This window comes from Trichloromonas sp. (genome assembly GCF_041583255.1).
In the GTDB taxonomy this organism is placed as follows: domain Bacteria; phylum Desulfobacterota; class Desulfuromonadia; order Desulfuromonadales; family Trichloromonadaceae; genus Trichloromonas.
Map to the genome: position 1 here is coordinate 1 of NZ_JBFHGD010000040.1, position 19,502 is coordinate 19,502.

Here is a 19,502-nt window from a genome sequence, read left to right on the forward strand (position 1 = left end):
CCGGATCGGCAGACCGGGTCCAGCCGAAGCGGTTGGCCAGCCGCTTGACGTGGGTGTCGACCACCATCGACGAAATGTTGAAGATATTGCCGAGGACCACGTTGGCGGTTTTGCGGCCGACCCCGGGCAACTCGACCAAATCCTCCATGGTCCGCGGCACCTGGCCGTCGTGCCGCTCAAGCAGTGCGAGCGCGCAGCCGAGTATGTTTCTGGCCTTGTTGCGAAAAAAACCGGTCGAACGGATGGCAGCTTCGAGCTCGCCCAGGTCGGCCCTGGCGATGGCAGCGGGATCAGGATAGCGGGCGAACAGGCCGGGTGTCACCTGGTTGACCCGAACGTCGGTGCACTGGGCCGAAAGAATGGTGGCGATCAGCAGTTCGAAAGGATTGTTGAAATAGAGGGCGCAGCGGGCATCGGGGTACAGTTCCTCGAGCACGGCCAGCAGGGCGCCGGCTTTTTGCTGCTGAATGGTGAGAACGGACATGGGATCAGCTTTTACGGCAGCGGATCAGGCAGCACGCCGTACCGTCGGACCACTGTTTTTGTGCTGCCTTGTCAACTTTTTCCACAGACTTTTCCACAGCTGGGGATTGCTCGCGCGGGGGATCAGCCGGGGGCGACTTCCATACGGCTGCGTTTGAGTTTTTCGGTCCGCAGAAAGGTGCGTGGATCGGTGATCTGTGCGGTAACGATCAATGGCAGATGGGTCGAGGCCCGGCGGGCCAGCTTCGACCAGAGGATGGTGCTGTCGACAATACGCAGGTGACCGCGAGTGTAGGCGCGGTCTCGATCGACCACCGGGCAGCAGGCGGGAAAGGTGCCGCGCCACAACGAACGCACTCCCTTGCTGAGGTTCATATTGAGAGCCATGTTGCCGGCCCCCCAGTAATAATCGGCAAAGTCGCCGAGAATCAGGGTCGGACAGGTCAGCGCCCGGTCGCCAAGCAGGTCGGGCCCGAGCAGCGAACTGATCTGCTGCTGGCGCTCGAGTTTGCCGGTTTTCAGGCGCAGGTTGAGCAGGTGCAGGCGCTTGCCGTCGATATCGGCGTCGGCCCGCAGGCAGCTCCCGCCTTTGCCCAGATCGTAGGCCAGAACTCCCTTGAGGGGATAATAGGAGAGAAACGCGTTGCCGCCGCAACCGGGAGCCGCATAGCTTTTCATCCCCAGGCGCCTGGACAGGGTGACGATTTGGTCAGACGCTGCCTCGTCGCCGACATCCTGCAACGCGACGATGTCCGGGGCTCCTTCGGCGATCACATCGGCAATCCGGTCAAGATCGACCTGGCCATCCCCGCCACGGCACTTGCGGACAAAGTATGTCATGATGCGGATGGTGGTCACCTGTCTCCCCCATGGAGCTCTGTTATTAAAGCTCTCGCCACCGGTAACGCCGGTTTGACCGGCGGTGACTTACTTCGCTTCTTCCTTGATGTGGCGTACCCCTTTGATGACGATGGTATCGGTCGGCATATCCTTGAAGAGACCATTGATGCCGCGTGTCTTTTTGCGGGCGATGGCATCGACCACCTCCATGCCCTCGACCACCTGGCCGAAAACCGCGTAACCGTAGGTCGCCGGGGAGACACCACTGTGATCGAGGAAGGCGTTGTCCTTGAGGTTGATGAAGAACTGGCTGGTGGCGCTGTCAATCACGTTGGTGCGAGCCATGGCGATGGACCCGCGAACGTTCTTCAGACCGTTGGTCGCCTCGTTGACGATCGGCTCGAGGGTCGGCTTGCGCTTGAGGTCGCTGGTGAAGCCGCCGCCCTGAATCATGAAATCCTTGATCACCCGGTGAAAGATGGTTTCTTCGAAAAAACCCTGGTTGACATAGGCCAGAAAATTATTCACCGAAACCGGGGCCTTGGCCCGGTTCAGTTCGACCTTGATATCCCCCATGTTGGTCTGGATAACGGCATATTCGGCAGCAAATGCCGGTAAGGCCAGCAGGCACAGCAACAGGCTAAATCCGAAGATACGACGTTTCATGGCATGCTCCTTGGTCAAGCTCAGACCGTTTCGGCCTTGAGTTCGCGCAACATCAGGTCGGAAACGGCCTGGCGCGGGTCCTTGTTCTGATAAAGAATCCGGTACATCTGTTCGGTGATGGGTACATCCACCCCGATTTTTTGCGCCAGCTGGAAGGCGGACAGGGTGGTTTTCACCCCCTCGGCCACCATGTTCATGTTGCCGAGGATTTCGTCAAGCGACCGCCCCCTGCCCAGTTCCATGCCGACCGTGCGATTTCGCGAGAGGTCACCGGTGCAGGTCAGCACCAGGTCACCCATCCCGGCCAGACCGGCAAAGGTTGCGGGATTGGCCCCAAGAGCCAGCCCCATCCGGGTCATTTCGGCAAGCCCCCGGGTGATCAGGGCAGCCCTTGTATTATAACCGAAGCCGAGGCCGTCGGATACCCCCGCCGCCAGGGCGACCACATTTTTCAGGGCGCCGCCGAGTTCGACCCCGATCACGTCGTCGTTGGTATAGACCCGGAAAGAGGGGGTGCTGAAAACGTCCTGGGCGGCGGCTGCCGCCTTGGCATCGGCGGAGGCCGCGACCACCGCGGTCGGCATTCCGGCGGCCACCTCCCTGGCGAAGGAGGGCCCGGACAAAAAAACCAGGCTGTGCCCCCGCTCGGCCCCGAGACAACCGGTAATGACTTCGGCCATCGGCTGCAAAGAGTCGTTCTCGATCCCCTTGGAGGCGGAAACGATCAGGGTTTCAGCGCCGAGGTGCGGCGCAGCCTGCTGCAGTACCCTGCGCATCACCTGCGACGGGGGAACCAGCAACAGCAGATCTGCACCGGCCACGGCCTCAGCCAGGTCGGAGGTGAACCTCAGGTTTTCAGAGAGAGTGAACCCCGGGAGATAAAGATCGTTCACCCGGCTCGAGGTCATCCGCTCCGCCAGGTCCTGTTCATAAACCCACAGGGTGACCGGGTAGTTTTTGCGGGCCAGCAGGTCGGCCAGCGTGGTTCCCCAACTGCCGGCGCCGATGACGCCGATGTTTTTGACGGTTTTCATGTCAGATGGCTTTCTGCTTTTTCTTGATCCGTTCCTCGACCTGGGTGATTCGCTTCTCCAGCACCTCAGGACTGGGGTAGACCCCCCTTAAACCCTGCAGAATCTCCAGGGATGCTTTCAATTCCTCACGCTCCTCGAGCACCCCGGCCAGCCCGAACCGGGCTTCGACGGCATAGGAGCTGTCGGGCCATTTTTCATTCACCAGCCGGAACGCTTCAGCGGCCTTTTTCAGGTCGCCTTCGAGGGAGGTGGCCACCGCCACCCGGTACTGGGCTTCGGCAGAGAGGCCGCTTTCAGGGTAGCTTTTCAGCAGGCTCTCGAATTCGATGCGCGCCTGCTCGAAATTGTTCAGCCTGAAATAACTGTCGGCCACTTCGTACTGCACCTGGTCGCCTGCCTCGACCCCGTTGTCGAGAAGCTTCTGATAGGCGATGATGGCCCTGGGATAATCGCGCAGCCGGTGCTTGTAAATATCGGCCACCTGCTGCAGGGATTTTTTCGCCAGCGGCGAATCAGGATAATCCTTTTCGACCAGCAGGTAGGCCAACAGGGCCTCATGATACTTTTTCAGGTACAGGTTGCGGATTTCTCCGCTCTGGAAGAGAGCCCGCTCGGCCAGGTAAAAGTCGGGATGATGCCGGTACAGCTTTTCAAACAACCGTTCCGCTTCCTCGTGATTCCCCTGTTCCAGCAACTGCTCGGCCCGGGCAAAATCACCTTCAAGAATAGCCTCCAGGTTGTACAGGTAGTACCCGCCCCCGGCAACCGCAGCCCCCAGCAGCAGGGCGATGCCAATCAGCAGCCAGCGTCTGGATCTAGAGCGTTTCCTCCGGTGTCTCAGTTCCTCCATCAAAAGCTTCTTCTTCAGCTTCTGTATCTCCATGCTCTTCGTCCTTCTCGGCGAGCTTGGCCACGGCGACAATCCGTTCGCCGCTTTCGAGTACCATCAGCCTTACCCCCTGGGTATTGCGGCCGATGATCGAAAGGGTCGATACTCCGGTGCGAAGCACCTTGCCGCGGTCGGTAATGAACATCAGGTCGGATTCATCGTTGACCAGCTTGATATCCACCACGTTACCGTTGCGTTCGGTGGTCTTGATGGTGATGATCCCTTTGCCGCCACGGCTCTGCACCCGGTACTCATCGAGATCGGTGCGCTTGCCGTAGCCGTTTTCGGTAACCGTGACCAGGGTTGCGGCGGTGGCGTCGGTAACCACTTCCATGCCGATGATGCGGTCGTCGTCCTCGAGCATCATGCCGCGCACGCCGCGGGAGGTGCGGCCCATGCAGCGGGCATCGCTTTCGGGAAAGCGGATCGCCTTGCCGTGACTGCTGGCCAGCAGGATATCCATGCTGCCGTCGGTCAGACGGGTCGAAACCAGGCGATCCCCTTCGTCGATGGTCAGGGCGATGATGCCGCCGGCGCGGGGATTGGAGTAAGCCATCAGTTCGCTCTTCTTGACCACGCCGTTGCGGGTGGCGGTGACGATGTACTTGCCTTCGACGAACTCCTTGACCGGCAGGATCGAGGTGACCTTTTCCTCGCTGGAGAGCTGCAGCAGATTGACGATGGCCTTGCCGCGGGTGGCACGTCCCCCTTGCGGAATTTCATGGACCTTAAGCCAGTAGACCTTGCCCATATCGGTGAAGACCAGGATGTAGGCGTGAGTCGAGGCGATAAACAGGTGTTCGACAAAATCCTCTTCCTTGGGGCGCATGCCGGTCTTGCCCTTGCCGCCTCGGCGCTGGGCCCGGTACAGGGAAACGGCATTGCGCTTGATGTAGCCGGTGTGAGAAACGGTGACCACCATGTCTTCTTCGACGATCAGGTCTTCGAGAGAAAGATCACCGGTCTTGGCGATGATTTCGGTCCGGCGCGGATTGGCGAAGCGCTCCCTGACCTCGAGCAGTTCCTGCTTGATGATATTGAGGATTTCCACCTCGCTGGCGAGAATTTCTTTCAGCCGCTGGATCAGGGCGAGGATTTCATTGTACTCGGCGATGATCTTGTCCCGCTCCAGCCCGGTCAGGCGGTGCAGACGCATTTCCAGGATCGCCTGCGCCTGTAGGGCAGAGAAGCTGAAGCGTCCCATCAACCGCTCCTTGGCTTCCGCCGGACTGGCGCTGCTCTTGATGATCTGGATTACCTCGTCGAGGTTTTCCAGGGCGATCTTGAGTCCTTCGAGGATATGGGCGCGGGCTTCGGCTTTTTTCAGCTCAAAGATGCAGCGCCGGGTGATGATCTCCTTGCGATGCTCGATGAAGCGGTCGAGCACCTCCCGCAGAGCCAGAATTCGCGGCTGCCCGGAGACGATGGCCAGCATGATGATGCCAAAGGACGACTGCATCTGGGTCATCTTGTAGAGCTGATTGAGGATGACCTCGGGGATCGAGTCCTTTTTCAGCTCGACCACAATGCGCATGCCGTCACGGTCCGACTCGTCGCGCAGGTCGGAAATGCCTTCGATCTTCTTCTCCTTGACCAGGTCGGCGATCTTCTCGATCAGTTTGGCCTTGTTGACCTGAAAAGGGATTTCGTTGATGACGATGCTTTCCCTGCCGGTGCGGCGGTCCTTTTCGACCAGCGCCCTGGCCCGCATCTGAATGATGCCGCGACCGCTGCTGTAGGCTTCGCGGATGCCGTCGCGGCCGAGAATGAAACCGGCGGTGGGGAAATCCGGGCCGGGAATCAGGGTCAGCAGTTCCTCGAAATCGATCGCCGGATTATCGATCACCGCGACCAGTCCGTCGATAACCTCACCGAGATTGTGCGGCGGAATTTTGGTCGCCATGCCGACCGCGATTCCTTCGGAGCCGTTAACCAGCAAGTTGGGGAACTTGCAGGGAAGAACCAGCGGCTCGGTCAGGGAGTCGTCGTAGTTGGGGCCGAAATCGACGGTTTCCTTATCTATATCGGCCAGCAGTTCGTGGGCCAGTCGGTCCATCCGGATCTCGGTGTAACGCATGGCGGCGGCCGAGTCGCCGTCGATGGAACCGAAGTTCCCCTGGCCATCGACCAGCGGATAACGCATGGAGAAGTTCTGCGCCATGCGGACGATGGTGTCGTACACGGCGGTATCGCCATGCGGGTGATACTTACCTATAACGTCACCGACCACGCGGGCAGATTTCTTATATGGTTTGTTCCAGTCGTTGCTGAGCTCGCTCATGGCGAACAGGACCCGGCGATGAACCGGCTTGAGACCATCACGTACATCGGGGAGCGCCCGCCCGACGATGACGCTCATGGCGTAGTCCATGTAGGACTTGCGCATCTCGTCTTCGATATTGACGGGAATCTTGTTCTGCTGGGAATCCATGGATTTTCCTCCGAAAAATCAGGCTTGATACGAGTAGCGGCAGACGCGCGCGAAAAATTCAGTTTCCACCGCCCTGCTCATGCAGATTCGAGCCTGCTTTTTTAAATATCCAAATTCGATACGTTGAGAGCGTTTTTCTCGATGAACTCACGGCGCGGCTCGACCTGGTCACCCATCAACACGGTAAAGATCTCGTCGGCTTCCACCGCATCCTCTATTTTGACCTGCAGCAGCACCCGTTTTTCCGGATCCATGGTCGTTTCCCAAAGCTGTTCGGGGTTCATCTCACCCAGCCCCTTGTAGCGCTGGATGTACTGTCCCTTCTTGGCCCGTTCGAAGAAGAAGGCGAGCAGTTCCTGCCGATCGCCGACAATTCCCTCTTCCTTACCTTCCGAAGCAATGAAGGCCCGCTCTCCCTGGCAGATATCCTCCACCTGGCGGTAGGCCTGCACCAACAGCTTGTACTCGTGGGAGGAGAGGATGTCCAGCACCCCCTGGTCGATGCGGGCGCGGATGTTGCCAAGGGTAAAGAGGATGCGTGGCGGTTCATGCAGCACCTGGAAATCGGCGCGGGGCTCAACCGCTTTGAGTTTTTCCCCCAGCGGGGTCAAATCCACCATGTCGCCGAAGCCATTCTGCACCTTGCCGGTGACGAATACCCTGAGCACCTCGCGATTGACCCCTTTGTGGACTATTTTGTCGAACAGGTTGTTGTAGTCGATGATGTTGCGCAGTGTGGGAATGATCTGTTTGCCGCGAATCACCTTGCCGGTTTTTTCCATCTGCACCGACAACCCCTCGACCCCTTCGTTAAGCAGGTATTCGAGCAGAGCGGCCTCGTCCTTGAGGTAGATCTCCTTTTTGCCGCGTTTGGCCTTGTACAACGGTGGTTGCGCGATGTACAGGTGGCCGCGTTCGATGAGCTCATGCATCTGGCGGAAAAAGAAGGTCAGCAGCAAAGTCCGAATGTGCGAACCGTCGACGTCGGCGTCGGTCATGATGATGATTCGATGGTAGCGCAGTTTGCTGACGTCGAAATCTTCCTTGCCGATGCTGGTGCCCATGGCCGTAATCAGGGTGCGGATTTCGTTGGAGGTGAGCATCTTGTCGAAACGCGCCTTTTCGACATTGAGTATCTTTCCCTTCAGCGGCAGGATCGCCTGGTAGCGGCGATCTCGTCCCTGCTTGGCGCTGCCGCCGGCGGAATCACCCTCGACCAGGTAAATTTCGCACTGGGCCGGGTCCTTCTCCTGGCAGTCAGCCAGTTTACCCGGAAGCGAGAGGCCATCCAGGGCCCCTTTGCGCCGGGTCAGATCGCGGGCCTTGCGGGCGGCCTCCCGGGCGCGGGCGGCTTCGATTCCCTTTTCCAGGATCTTGCGGGCAACCGAAGGATTTTCTTCAAGATACACGGCAAGTTTTTCATTCATCAGGGTTTCTACGTACCCTTTTATTTCCGAATTGCCGAGTTTGGTCTTGGTCTGTCCCTCGAACTGAGGTTCGGAAATTTTGACTGAAATAACCGCGGCCATCCCTTCGCGAAGGTCATCCCCGGAAATGGAGGTTTTGATGTTTTTCAGCAGGTTGTTGGCGGTCGCATAGGTATTCATGGTGCGGGTCAGCGCCGCCTTGAAACCGATCAGGTGGGTTCCGCCTTCATGGGTGTTGATGTTGTTGGCGAAAGAAAAAATTTTCTCGTCATAACCATCGTTGTACTGGATGGCTACTTCGATTTCCACCCCTTCCTTGACGCCGGTAAAAAAGATCGGTTTGGCATGAACCGGGGTCTTGGCCCGGTTCAGGTATTCTACAAAGGAGGCAATTCCGCCCTCATAGTGGAAATCGTGGCTTTTTTCACTGCGCTCATCCTTGATGTGAATGCGTACGCCGCCGTTGAGAAAAGCCAGTTCCCGCAGGCGCTGGGACAGGGTTTCGAAGGAAAACTCCGTTGTTTCGAATATTTCCCCATCAGGCCAGAAGGTTATTTTGGTGCCTCGCTTGGTGGTATCGCCTTCGGTAGCCAGCGGCGCCAGTGGCGCACCTCTTTCATAGCTCTGTCGATACACCTTGTTATTACGCCGTATTTCCAATTCGAGCCGGGAAGAAAGGGCATTGACAACTGAAACGCCCACCCCATGAAGACCGCCGGAAACCTTGTAGGAGTCGCTGTCGAACTTGCCGCCGGCATGGAGCACCGTGAGAACAACTTCAGCTGCTGATTTTTTCTGGGTCGAATGCATATCCACGGGGATACCGCGCCCGTTATCTTCGACCGTAACCGAACCATCGACATGAATAACGACAAAGACCTCATTGCAGTGACCCGCCAAGGCTTCGTCTATAGAATTATCGACAACTTCATAAACCAGATGATGCAGCCCCATCGGTCCGGTCGAGCCGATATACATGGCCGGACGTTTGCGTACAGCAGAAAGTCCTTCGAGAACTTTAATGCTGTCTGCTTCATATGCCTTGATATTGTTTTCTGTCATAGTAGTTCCTCGTTAGAAACGATTCTCTGGATACTTCCCTGGTGAACCCGGAAAAATCGCCCGTCCCTGATACCTGCTTTCAACAACGGCTGTATATCTGTCGTTGTTATAAAAACCTGCCCTTTGCGACTTTTTAAAAAATTAAAAAAATGATTCTGCCTGAACGTGTCAAGTTCTCCTGTCATATCATCGAGTAAGAGAACCGGCGGTTCGCCTAAAATATTTTCAAGATCCATGATCTGGGCAGTCTTGAAAGCTAGGATAAAAGTTCTCTGCTGGCCCTGTGAGCCGTAATGGCGAACCGACTTTCCGTTTATCTGAAAAACCGGATCGTCGCGGTGGGGTCCGGCCAGGGTCTGACCAAAAGAAATTTCTCTATCCTCTACGCGGCTCAATTCCTGGTGAAACTGCTCTTTTAGCACATTTTCCGCTGCAAGTGGCAGCGGATAAATAATATCCGCCCTTTCTCCACCATCAGTGATGCGCTGAAAAGCCTCTTTGAACAGCGGAAGAATGCGCTCCAGATATTTTATTCTTTCCAAACGCACCCGAGTCCCCGCAGAGACCAGACCTTCCGTCCAGGGGTCATTCCCTTTCAGCTTTTTTCCTTCTTTCAGAAGTATATTTCGTTGTTTCAGATATCGGTTGTATTCCATCACCCTGTTTATGAAAACAGGAGACGCTTGAAATACAGCTCTGTCCAGAAGAGATCGCCTTCCAGACGGGTAGCCCTTTAATAAAGAAACCTCTTCTGGAGAAAAAAGAATAGGTCTTAAATAACCGAAAAACTCACTTGCTGAATCGGGTTTTTTATTGTCTATTTTAACTTTTTTTATTTTCTTATCTATTTCTAGCTTTAAATTTCTTTTTACGCCTTTTGAATTAACACACGCATTGATAGAACAGTAATTTTCATCATGCTTAACTATTTCTTCGTTTTTCGATCCCCTGAAACTTTTCAGATTAGCAATTAGGTATACTGATTCAAGTAAATTGGTTTTACCCTGAGCATTTAAGCCATAGAGAATATTGAAACCTTTATCTGGTAGCAACTCTATATTTCCAATATTTCTACAGTTAATTACACTGAGTTTTTCAATGTACATTTTTAGAGACGCATTGGCATTATTACAGCTAAGTAATCGTTATCACCGACTGCCTTCAATATCCCAGGAGACAAATTATCTTTTATGTGAAGTTCTATTTTTTCACAATCCTGATTTTGTAGCACGTCCATAATATATCTGGCATTGTACCCGATGGATAACTCCGGCCCTGAATATTCCACTTCGAGTTCTTCTCTGGCATCTCCAAATTCTGGATTTGAGGAAGATATTTCTATATAATTTGTTTTAAGAGTTAATTTAATGCCTTTTGATTTTTCATTTGACAAAATAGCCATTCTTCTTAAGGAATGATTGAAATCATCTCTCTTTATTTTAGCAACAAACTCATTTTGCTTTGGTATTACCCTGTTATAATCTGGAAATTCTCCATCTACTAATCTCATTATTACTATTGTTTTGCCTTTTTTTACAACGGCATTGTTATCCATAAAACCTATACTAATATCAGAATCATCTTCATCAGATATTTTTTTGAGTTCGTAAATACCTTTTTTGGGAAAGATGACTCCTTTTAACATTTCATTTTCGCTGTTGTCTTTCATCTCTTTACTTATCATAGAAAGACGGTGGCCATCAGTTGCTATGAGTAAAAGTTTTGATTTATTATCGATTAGTTCGGTTTTGAAATAAATTCCGTTCAAATTATATTTAGTTTCATCGGTAGAAATTGAAAAGTAGGTCTTATCTACCATTTCTTTAATTATATTGCTTTTGATGCTTATGAAATTTTCTTTTTCCGGGTAAGGAAAGTAAGGGAATTCGTCAGCTGAAAGGCCTACAATGTTAAAAATTGCTTTACCACAGCGTATTTCCACCCAGCAGTTTTCTTTAGCTAGGAAAGAAATTTCTTTTTCGGGCAATTCTTTTGTTATCTCGTACAGTTTTTTTGCTGATACCGTTATTTTCCCAGTTTTTTTAACCGTAGCAGGGTAAAAAGCTTTCATCCCTACCTCAAGGTCGGTAGCCGTCATATTTATGCCGTTTTCATTTGCTTCAATGAGAACATTGGCCAAAATAGGGATGGTGTTTCTTTTTTCTACTATGCCTTGTACCCTGGTAAGCCCTTTTAAAAAAATTTCCTTTTCGACAGTGAAGTGCATGGCTCCTCCTGTAAACATGTATATGTTTCTATTATTTTTTTAGTTCTTATAGTCGATAGTAGTAGTTGGCTGTGGATTTGGTTATATCCGCTTTTTTTACTTATTTTTTAATGGTTTATCTTGTGTCTAAACTTGTGGGCCCAACTGTCAGCAAAAAAGGCATTTTGTGGATAACTTCTTTTAGACTGTTTTTCCACAGTTTTGTTGATAATTTATGAACAGTTAATTGGTTAAAGAATTTTTAAAATTTTCGATAGTCACTTTTAATTGATAGTCATTTTCTATCTGTTTTTCTATCTTTTTTATCGCGTGAATAATGGTGGAGTGGTCCTTACCCCCAAATTTTTCACCAATTTCAGGATAAGATGCGGAAGTAAGTTGTCGTGATATATACATAGCAATCTGCCTTGGTATAACCAAAGCTTTGAGTCTTTTAGCCGATTTGAGATCGGATACTTTCAAATTGAAATGAGCTGCTACCCCTTTTTGTATTTCTTCGATGGTTATTTCGCGATTTTTTTCAATTAGAATGTCTTTTAAAACTTCTTTAGCCATATTAAGCGAGATAGGTGTCGAGGTGAGGCTGGCATACGCGCCAATTCTAATCAGATAGCCTTCCAACTCTCTGACGTTGCTGCTGACCGAGTTGGCCAGAAACAGTGCGACGTCTTGCGGTAGAATTATGCCATTCTGGTCAGCTTTCATTTTAAGGATAGCTTGTTTTGTTTCCACGTCGGGCGGTTGTATATCAGCAATTAATCCCCATTCAAATCGAGATCTCAGCCTTTCCTCAAGACCAGGTATATCTTTAGGAAATTTATCCGATGTAACAACTATCTGTTTGTGAGATTCATATAATGCATTGAATGTGTGGAAAAACTCTTCCTGTGTTCTTTCTTTTCCAGCTATAAATTGAACATCGTCTATGAGTAATACATCTATAGACCTGAACTTTTTTCTAAATTCATCCATTTTTGCATATCTGAGAGAATTTATTAGTTCGTTCATGAATTTCTCAGATGAATAATAACATACTTTAGTTTCTGGATTCTTTTTGGTTATTGCATTGCCGATCGCATTTACTATGTGGGTTTTACCGAGGCCAACTCCACCATAGATAAATAGTGGGTTGTAGGTCGTTGCAGGATTGTTGGCAACGGCCATTGCAGCAGCATAAGCGAATTGATTCGAGGAACCGGATACGAATTCTTCGAAGGTGTATTTTTCGTTCAGATTAATGTTTGGTTTGTTCTTTTCTATTTTTATATTGTCGTTTAGTTCGAACTTATTTATGTTACTTTCTGTGTTTTTTTCTTCTTTTTTTTCATTTTTTTCTGTAGCGTTGCTGGCTATAGAAAATTTTATATTGTAGGAAACAGCGCCAATCTGTGAAATTGTTTCTTGAATAAGAGAACTGTAATTTTCTCTGAGCCAATCCAAGACAAACCTGTTGGGTACCTCAAGGTGAACAATATCCTTGTTCAACCCGGAAAACCTGATTGGTTTTATCCAGGTTGAAAAATTTTGGGCACTCAGCTTGGTTTCCAGATGGGACAGGGTTTCCTGCCATAGACGAATAGTAGACATTTTTTATAAAACGATCTTTTTAGGAGCGGAAAAAATATCCACAGATTTGTTCACATGTGTGGATAAAAAGTTTTTCAGTAAGAAGAGGGGTTTACTTTTGTTATGGGATGCTGCGGCGGTTTAAAAAAGTAGCAGAGCAAGAGGTCTTTTGCAAGTCATTTTTAAGTTGCTGATATGGTTGTTTTTAATTAACTATTCTTTTGCAAGCGGTTTTTTTTGTATTTATGTCGGCCCTTCGGTAATAAAAAAATGTTGACTTCGGTGCTGTATTGTGTTTAATAGACTCCTTTGTGAAAAGTCGTAAAAAAACATAAAGACAGGGAGTTAGATTAAAAAATGAAACGCACTTATCAGCCCAGCCGTGTAAAAAGAAAACGTACCCATGGTTTCCGCAAGCGTATGCAGACTTCTAATGGTCGCCTCGTTCTTAAACGTCGCCGTGCCAAGGGTCGTAAGAACCTGGTTGTTTCCATCCCCACTAAATAGTATCAGTGTCAGCTGGAATCAGGCATATCTTTCCCCCTGACTATCGCCTTCGTGTCAGGCCTGATTTCCTAAAGACATGGGACAAGGGCCGACGATTTCACACGGATCATTTCATCGTCGTCCTTATGCAGAAATCGAACGGCCCCACCAGGCTTGGTGTAACAGCAAGTAAAAAAGTCGGTGGGGCTGTTCAGCGTAATAGGGTAAAACGTCTGTTAAGAGAATTTTTTCGGCTTAATTACGAAAAAATAAATCCGCAAGCAGACATATCCATAATTGCCAAAAAAGGCGCCGCTGATCTGGGATATGTCGCAGTCTACTGTGAATTAAAAAAGCTGCTGACTGGCTGAATAACCGGGCAGGCCATGGTCGAAAAGCTGTTTCTTATAGCCATTGTTTTTTATAAACGATGCATCTCTCCCCTTAAGGCTCCTTCCTGCCGTTTCTATCCCAGTTGTTCTACATACGCCTATCAGGCGATTCAGAAACATGGCACCTTGAAGGGGCTGTATCTATCATTGCTTAGAATCTGCCGTTGTCACCCCTTTCATCCCGGAGGGTTTGACCCGGTTGACTGATTCTTTTTCTGGAGTAGATCTTCATGGAAAATAAAAACACCCTGATCGCGCTTATGCTCATGCTGGCTGTTTGGTTTGGATACAGCCTCTTTTTTCAACCGCCCCCCCCGGTCTCTCCCCCGGCAGAACCGCAATTGGTTTCTGCAGAGGTGGTTCCTGCTGTTGTTCCGGTTTCCTCACCGCAGCTAGCGGCAGTACCGCAGTTCGACATGGATACCGCTGGATCCAGTCAACCTGCTCCGGTCCGTGAAGTCACCGTTGAAAATGAGCTGTACCGCGCGGTTTTTTCTTCATCCGGCGCCCGGCTAATCGCTTTTGAATTAAAAAATTACAGACAGGAGTCTGATCTTGACTCCCCGCTTATTTCGCTGGTTGATCCTTCTACCTTTCGCGATTCAACTTTGAACACCTCCGGCATGGACGGCATGGGTTTCCCGGTCGACGCTGTCTATCAAATAGATAATTCTGAAAATCATTTTAAGCTTGATGGGGCGCAGCAGCAGAGCCTGGTCTTTTCTTATATGCGCCAGGACGGCTTTAAAATAGAAAAAACGTATATTTTTCATGGCGATAAATATGCGTTCGATCTTTTACTTAATGTATCGAACGGTTCACAGCAACCGGTACGCGGCAGCCTTTCTCTTTCACTGCTTCACCCCTGGGATGATGCAGAGAAGGGCGATCAGTTCACTTTTGTCGGTCCGGTGACCTTGGCCGCCGATGAATTAAATACCGATGACCCCGAAGATCTGGTCAAGGAGCCACGTCACTACGGGAAGGATGTTACCTGGAGTGCGTTCGAGGACAAATACTTCATCAGTGCTGTTGTTCCTTTAAATGGCGCCAGTGAAAAGGTGCGTATAGAAAAGACCTCGTCGTCGGTTCGTAATTCCTTCGAATCGCCCTATATAATCCTTGAATCGGGCCAATCCGCGGTTTTAAGTTACCTGCTTTACTTTGGTCCCCGTGATCTCGATGTTCTCAAGGAGGTCAATTACAATCTGGACAGGGCGATCGATTTTGGTTTCTTTTCCTTAATTGCCACGCCCCTGCTGCATTTTCTCAAGTTTTTCTATTCTTTTGTAGGCAACTACGGCGTGGCCATCATTATCCTGACGGTCATCATCAAGCTGCTCTTCTGGCCCCTTACCCACAAGAGTTACGCGTCGATGAAACACATGCAGAAACTGCAGCCTGAAATGCAGAAGCTGCGGGAAAAGTATAAGAATGACCGGGAAAAGCAGAACCGCGAACTGATGCAGCTCTACAAGACGCACCGGGTTAATCCCCTGGGGGGCTGTCTGCCGATGCTGGTGCAGATTCCGGTCTTCTTTGCTTTATACAAAGTGCTGCTGGGGGCCATCGAGTTGCGCCACGCCCCTTTCGCTTTCTGGATAACCGACCTGTCGCTGAAAGATCCTTACTATGTGACCCCGCTGGTTATGGGGGCCACCATGTTCATTCAGCAGAAGCTGACGCCGAGTACCATGGATCCGGTCCAGGCCAAGATGTTCATGCTGATGCCGGTCATATTCACCTTCCTCTTCCTTAATTTTCCGTCGGGTTTGGTCATCTACTGGCTGGTCAACAACCTGCTTACGATTCTTCAACAGTATTTTATTCATAAGAAAGCCTGATCTTAATACCATCATGCTGAAAAAAATTATCGAGACTGAGTCATTCGGCCCTACGGTTGACGACGCTGTCGAAAAAGGGTTAGCGGTTCTTGGGTGTACCAGGGCCGATGTTGCACTGCAAATCGTTCAGCCCGGCTCGCCCGGGCTTTTCGGTTTCTGGTTCAAGCGCCCTGCGGTTGTTCTTCTTGTCATCGAAGATCGGGCGTGTATCGCAAGGCGCATTGTCGAAGAGCTGTTACGGCATCTCGGTATAGCAGGACAGGTGCAGGTCTCTCCCTCCCGGAACCGGGTGGAGTTGACTATTTTAAGCGAGGAGGCCAGCCTGGTCATTGGTCGCCATGGCCAGACTCTCGACGCTCTGACGACGATTACCACGCGGCTTACCGACTCGATTTCATTCCCACGGTCAGCTATTCTTATTGATGTCAATGGCTACCGTGCCCGGCGTGAGCAGTCTCAGCATCCAGTGGCGCAGCGTCCGGCGGACCAGGTTCGCCGCACCGGCCTGCTGGAGACTTCCGATAGCCACTCCACTTGCGAACAGCACAATCTCACCCCCACCCTTCGCAAAGCAGGAGGGGGTGTTCCTCGTTCGGCCGGAAGATTCGACAAGCAGAAAAGGGTAGTCCGAGCGGATGTCAAAGGGGCAGGCGATGGAAACTGATACCATAATTGCTTCTGCTACCCCGCCCGGGGAGGGTGGAATCGGTATTCTTCGCCTGTCCGGCCTTAATGCGGAAAAGTTTCTCCAGCTTTTTTTCCAGCCGGCCGGTTCGGTTTCAGCCCTCGAAAGCCATCGGCTTTATCTCGGTTCTTTTCTGGATCAGCAGGGACTTCTGGTCGATGAGGTCATGGCTGTCGTCATGCGCGCTCCGCGCTCTTACACGCGCGAGGATGTGGTCGAGATTCATTGTCACGGCGGTACGGTCGTCATGCGCCGCATCATGGATCAGTTCATCGATGCGGGAGCCCGAATGGCTCGGCCCGGTGAATTTACTTTGCGTGCCTTCCTCAACGGTCGTCTCGACTTAAGTGAAGCGGAGGCGGTTATCGATCTTATCCGCGCCCGTTCTGATTCCGCCGGGCGTATTGCCGCGGCGCAACTCAAGGGCTCCGTATCCCGTACCGTCCATGAATTTCAATCACAGGTCGCTGACTTGCTGGCCCTGGTAGAGGCCCATGTCGATTTCCCTGAAGAGGATATCGAATTTGCGGATCAGCAGCGTCTCCTTTCAGAGGCTGCGTCAGTTAATGCGCATATTCAGGATATCCTAAATAACTTCGACTCCGGGCGGATTCTCCGTGAGGGTTTATCCGTGTTGATTCTCGGTAAGCCTAATGTTGGCAAGAGTTCCCTGCTGAATATTCTGCTCGGCGAGTCGCGTGCCATCGTTACGGATATTCCTGGCACAACCCGTGATACCATCGAGGAATGCCTGGTTTTGGGGGGCGTTCCGCTGCGGCTGATTGATACGGCAGGGGTGCGTGATACCGAGGATCTTGTTGAGTTGGAAGGGGTGGCTCGCGCTAAAAACAAAATAGAGTCGGCTGACCTGGTTTTGCTGGTTATCGATGGCAGTCGCCCGGTTGATGACAACGATTTGCTTGCCCTTGAAAGCTGTCGCCAGTCCAGGGTACTCTTGGTTTACAATAAGGCCGACCTGCCCGCCACGGTCCCTGATGTGCGCTTCAGCCCCTTTCCCAGCGTGACGGTCTCCACCCGCACGGGAGAAGGACTTGACTTAATTAAGACTGCTATTGTCGATCTCGTTTGTGGCGACGGCAGAAGCGGTGATGTTCAGATGGACTCGGTTTTTTCCGACCGTCGCCATCGGGAGGCCCTGGTCCGTTGCAGTGAATCGTTGGACCATTTTATCGCAGCCCTGTCCGCTGGAAATTCCCCGGAATTTCTTGCCTTGGATTTACGCGAGGCTCTTCATGCCCTGGGGGAAATTACCGGTGAAACCACTCCAGATGACATACTTGACCGGATTTTCACACGTTTTTGTATTGGTAAATAGAATGTTTCACGTGAAACATCGGCTGGCAACGGATTCAAGGTGAGGTTATTGTGGGGATGACAACGGGTGTGAGTGAGTATCAAGTCATCGTGGTTGGCGGGGGTCATGCCGGATGTGAAGCCGCCCTGGCTTCTGCCCGGATGGGCTGCAGGACCCTGCTGCTCAATATGAGCCTGGACGCGGTGGCGCAGATGTCCTGCAATCCCGCCATTGGCGGTCTGGCCAAGGGACACCTGGTCAGGGAGATCGACGCCCTGGGGGGCGAGATGGGCGCCAATATAGACGCCACCGGCATCCAGTACCGTATTCTCAATACCAGGAAGGGCCCGGCCGTGCGCGCTTCCCGTGCGCAGGCTGATCGACGCCTGTATGCGGAGCGGATGAAGGGCGTGGTGGAAAGTTTTCCGCTGCTCGATCTGAAGCATGGTGTGGTCACCCGGCTGGTTGTTAAAAATAATCGGGTCTGTGGTGTGGAAACCCGGGAGGGGATCGTTTTTTTTGCCGCAGCGGTGGTGCTGACCACCGGAACCTTCATGCACGGGCTGATTCATGTCGGGCTTTCTAGCTATCCTGGTGGTCGGGCGGGAGAGCCGGCATCGGAGGGGTTGTCTGATTCTCTGCGCAGCCTGGGGATGAAGGTTGGACGGCTTAAAACCGGCACCCCGGCCCGCCTGGATCGGCGCTCGATTGATTTTTCACGACTTGAGCCGCAATATGGGGATGATCCGCCGCAGCCCTTTTCCTTTATGACCAGGAAAATCGATCGACCGCAAGTTCCCTGTTATATCACCTACACCAACAGTCAAACTCACGACCTGATCCGCTCAGGGCTCGATCGGTCTCCGCTTTACAGCGGGGTGATCGAGGGGGTCGGCCCCCGCTATTGCCCGTCGATCGAAGACAAGGTGGTGCGTTTTCCCGAGAAGGACAAGCACCAGATCTTTCTCGAGCCCGAGGGGTTGAACTGCGCTGAGATTTATCCCAACGGGGTGTCGACCTCGCTGCCTCCGGATGTCCAGTTGGCTTTTCTGCGCACTATCCCAGGGCTTGAATCCGTCGAGGTCATGCGCCCGGGGTATGCGATTGAATATGATTTTGTTGATCCGATACAGCTCTACCCTACCCTCGAAACCAAGGCGGTCGAGTTTCTCTATCATGCCGGGCAAATCAATGGCACCTCCGGCTATGAAGAGGCCGCGGCCCAGGGGTTGGTCGCAGGGGCCAATGCGGCGCTTAAGGTGTTGGGCAAAGAGCCGTTGATCATCGGCCGCGATCAAGGGTACACCGGGGTGCTGATTGATGATCTGGTCAACCTGGGGGCCACTGAACCATACCGGATGTTTACTTCACGAGCCGAATACCGGCTGCTGCTGAGAGAAGATAATGCCGACCAGCGGTTGACCCCAGCCGGATATGCGGCCGGTTTGGTCCCCGCTGCGCGCTGGCAACAGTTCGAAAGCAAGATGGAAAGCCTGAACCGGGGGGCCGAGCGCTTGCAGGAACTGCGGGTGTCGGGCTCCGACCGGGTGTCGGTCACGCGACTGGACCTGGGGGAACTGAAAAACGGCGCCTCACTGCTGGAGTTGCTGCGGCGACCGGAAATTACGATAAGTGACCTGCTGTTTCTTGACCCGACCTTGGCCGGGATGGACGACGACGTTCTGGAGCAGTTGGAGATTGCGACTAAGTACGAAGGTTATATCAAGCGGCAATTGGAGCAGGTCGAACGTTTTCGGCGGACCGAAAATGTGGCGATTCCAGAGGGGTTCAACTATGACCGGGTTTCCGGCTTGTCGGCCGAGGTTCAGGAAAAGCTTAGCAACGTCTGTCCGCGCACCCTGGGGCAGGCGGCAAGGATTCCCGGGGTAACCCCGGCGGCCATTGCCATTCTGAGTGTGTTGCTGCGCCGTGGCTGATCCGATTATAAGCAAGCTGCTGGCCTCTCAGTTGACTTCTCTTGGGCTGCCGGTCGAAGAACCAGATCGTGTACGCCTGCTGTGGTTGGGCGAAGAACTGCTGCGTTGGAACCGGCGGGTCAACCTGACCGCGATCACCCGAATGGACGAGGTGGTCGAAAAGCATATCGTCGATTCCCTGGCGCTGCTGCCTTTGCTGTCCGGACGGGAGCGGGTTC

The 19,502-nt window shown here is 52.2% G+C and carries 18 protein-coding genes; 8 read left to right on the forward strand and 10 right to left on the reverse strand.

Translation table 11 applies throughout. The features are described from left to right. The 10 genes from ABYV89_RS05110 to dnaA all read right to left on the reverse strand — a co-directional run. Nucleotides 1–484 (reverse strand): endonuclease III domain-containing protein (locus tag ABYV89_RS05110; RefSeq protein WP_432821859.1); only part of this gene is annotated, 484 nt, incomplete at its 3' end. Between the two features lie 122 nt (nucleotides 485–606). Next, nucleotides 607–1,341 carry an endonuclease/exonuclease/phosphatase family protein gene (locus ABYV89_RS05115; RefSeq protein ID WP_432821860.1) on the reverse strand — a complete coding sequence of 245 codons (735 nt, stop codon included), beginning with the start codon at nucleotides 1,339–1,341 and terminating at the stop codon, nucleotides 607–609. 69 nt (nucleotides 1,342–1,410) lie between these two features. Then, nucleotides 1,411–1,989: a peptidylprolyl isomerase gene (locus ABYV89_RS05120; protein ID WP_432821861.1), complete on the reverse strand. Its 579-nt coding sequence runs from the start codon at nucleotides 1,987–1,989 to the stop codon at nucleotides 1,411–1,413. Between the two features lie 20 nt (nucleotides 1,990–2,009). Then, nucleotides 2,010–3,023 (reverse strand): NAD(P)H-dependent glycerol-3-phosphate dehydrogenase, encoded by a 1,014-nt coding sequence (locus ABYV89_RS05125; RefSeq protein ID WP_432821862.1) that lies wholly within the window; start codon nucleotides 3,021–3,023, stop codon nucleotides 2,010–2,012. A gap of 1 nt (nucleotide 3,024) precedes the next feature. After that, nucleotides 3,025–3,906 carry a tetratricopeptide repeat protein gene (locus tag ABYV89_RS05130; protein ID WP_432821863.1) on the reverse strand — a complete coding sequence of 294 codons (882 nt, stop codon included), beginning with the start codon at nucleotides 3,904–3,906 and terminating at the stop codon, nucleotides 3,025–3,027. Next, complete coding sequence (gyrA, locus tag ABYV89_RS05135; RefSeq protein WP_432821864.1) at nucleotides 3,839–6,343, reverse strand: DNA gyrase subunit A; 2,505 nt, start codon at nucleotides 6,341–6,343, stop codon at nucleotides 3,839–3,841. The genes ABYV89_RS05130 and gyrA overlap by 68 nt, the downstream gene beginning before the upstream one ends. 101 nt (nucleotides 6,344–6,444) lie before the next feature. Then, a complete protein-coding gene (gene gyrB / locus ABYV89_RS05140) occupies nucleotides 6,445–8,832 on the reverse strand; it encodes a DNA topoisomerase (ATP-hydrolyzing) subunit B (protein WP_432821865.1) in 2,388 nt (795 codons plus the stop codon). Beyond that, nucleotides 8,829–9,938 carry a DNA replication/repair protein RecF gene (gene recF, locus ABYV89_RS05145; RefSeq protein ID WP_432821866.1) on the reverse strand — a complete coding sequence of 370 codons (1,110 nt, stop codon included), beginning with the start codon at nucleotides 9,936–9,938 and terminating at the stop codon, nucleotides 8,829–8,831. Before recF ends, gyrB begins: the two co-directional genes overlap by 4 nt. 2 nt (nucleotides 9,939–9,940) lie before the next feature. Continuing rightward, nucleotides 9,941–11,059 carry a DNA polymerase III subunit beta gene (gene dnaN / locus ABYV89_RS05150; RefSeq protein ID WP_432821867.1) on the reverse strand — a complete coding sequence of 373 codons (1,119 nt, stop codon included), beginning with the start codon at nucleotides 11,057–11,059 and terminating at the stop codon, nucleotides 9,941–9,943. A gap of 222 nt (nucleotides 11,060–11,281) precedes the next feature. Next, entirely contained in the window at nucleotides 11,282–12,646 is a 1,365-nt protein-coding gene (gene dnaA, locus ABYV89_RS05155) for a chromosomal replication initiator protein DnaA (protein WP_432821868.1), read from the reverse strand. A gap of 336 nt (nucleotides 12,647–12,982) precedes the next feature. On the opposite strand from dnaA, the gene rpmH reads away from it, so the two are divergent. The 8 genes from rpmH to ABYV89_RS05195 form a co-directional block, all read left to right on the forward strand. Further along, on the forward strand, nucleotides 12,983–13,132 hold the full coding sequence (gene rpmH, locus ABYV89_RS05160) for a 50S ribosomal protein L34 (protein ID WP_432821869.1): 150 nt from the start codon (nucleotides 12,983–12,985) through the stop codon (nucleotides 13,130–13,132). Nucleotides 13,133–13,137: 5 nt separating this feature from the next. Then, nucleotides 13,138–13,482 carry a ribonuclease P protein component gene (rnpA, locus tag ABYV89_RS05165; protein ID WP_432821870.1) on the forward strand — a complete coding sequence of 115 codons (345 nt, stop codon included), beginning with the start codon at nucleotides 13,138–13,140 and terminating at the stop codon, nucleotides 13,480–13,482. A gap of 15 nt (nucleotides 13,483–13,497) precedes the next feature. Continuing rightward, the gene (gene yidD, locus ABYV89_RS05170; RefSeq protein WP_432821871.1) at nucleotides 13,498–13,710 is read left to right on the forward strand and encodes a membrane protein insertion efficiency factor YidD; all 213 of its coding nucleotides are present in this window, start codon (nucleotides 13,498–13,500) and stop codon (nucleotides 13,708–13,710) included. Between the two features lie 23 nt (nucleotides 13,711–13,733). After that, nucleotides 13,734–15,347, forward strand: a complete 1,614-nt coding sequence (gene yidC, locus ABYV89_RS05175) for a membrane protein insertase YidC (protein ID WP_432821872.1) — start codon at nucleotides 13,734–13,736, stop codon at nucleotides 15,345–15,347. 13 nt (nucleotides 15,348–15,360) lie between these two features. Beyond that, nucleotides 15,361–16,011, forward strand: coding sequence for a Jag N-terminal domain-containing protein (locus ABYV89_RS05180; RefSeq protein WP_432821873.1), 651 nt, complete (start codon nucleotides 15,361–15,363; stop codon nucleotides 16,009–16,011). Continuing rightward, a complete protein-coding gene (gene mnmE / locus ABYV89_RS05185) occupies nucleotides 16,001–17,368 on the forward strand; it encodes a tRNA uridine-5-carboxymethylaminomethyl(34) synthesis GTPase MnmE (protein WP_432821874.1) in 1,368 nt (455 codons plus the stop codon). Before ABYV89_RS05180 ends, mnmE begins: the two co-directional genes overlap by 11 nt. A 56-nt stretch (nucleotides 17,369–17,424) precedes the next feature. After that, a complete protein-coding gene (gene mnmG, locus ABYV89_RS05190) occupies nucleotides 17,425–19,284 on the forward strand; it encodes a tRNA uridine-5-carboxymethylaminomethyl(34) synthesis enzyme MnmG (protein ID WP_432821875.1) in 1,860 nt (619 codons plus the stop codon). Then, nucleotides 19,277–19,502, forward strand: a 226-nt coding sequence (locus ABYV89_RS05195; RefSeq protein WP_432821876.1) for an RsmG family class I SAM-dependent methyltransferase, incomplete at its 3' end; no start/stop codon positions are given. The genes mnmG and ABYV89_RS05195, both read left to right, overlap by 8 nt.